This is a genomic window from Mesorhizobium sp. M7A.F.Ca.US.008.03.1.1, from assembly GCF_003997495.1.
Taxonomy (GTDB): Bacteria; Pseudomonadota; Alphaproteobacteria; order Rhizobiales; family Rhizobiaceae; genus Mesorhizobium.
Genome location: NZ_RZRU01000070.1, coordinates 1 through 394 on the forward strand (window position 1 = coordinate 1; position 394 = coordinate 394).

Below are 394 nucleotides of genomic sequence, written 5' to 3' on the forward strand. Positions count from 1 at the left end.
CTACGTCGCCATTGCCGCGACGAGCGACAGTTTCGGGTTGACCATAGCCATGGTCGCGGTGTGGGGACTTGCCAATCATTTCGGGTTGAATGTGCTGGTGATGCGCCTCTCCGCGCTCGATCCCTCGCGGCGCGGCACGATCATGGGCCTGAACAGCGCGGTGACCTATCTGGCGGTCTTTGTCGGCACAACCGGCTTTGGCCCGCTCTATGCCACCTTCGGTTTTGCCACCTGCGCTATGATCGCGGCATTGCTCATGCTGGTTGCCGCCTCGGCGGCGGCGTGGCGCACGCGCCACTCGAGCAGCACCTGATAGGCCAGCGCGTTGGCGCGGTTGACAGCCGCGCCCTGCCCTTTCATACAAAGCCGTTAATGGTCTCAGGGCGGGGGGAAA

The 394-nt window shown here is 63.7% G+C and carries 1 pseudogene; it reads left to right on the forward strand.

Going from position 1 to position 394, the window contains the following annotated elements:
- Positions 1-313, forward strand: a pseudogene (locus tag EOA16_RS32480) (MFS transporter); the annotation flags it as partial.
- Positions 314-394 lie beyond the last annotated feature (81 nt).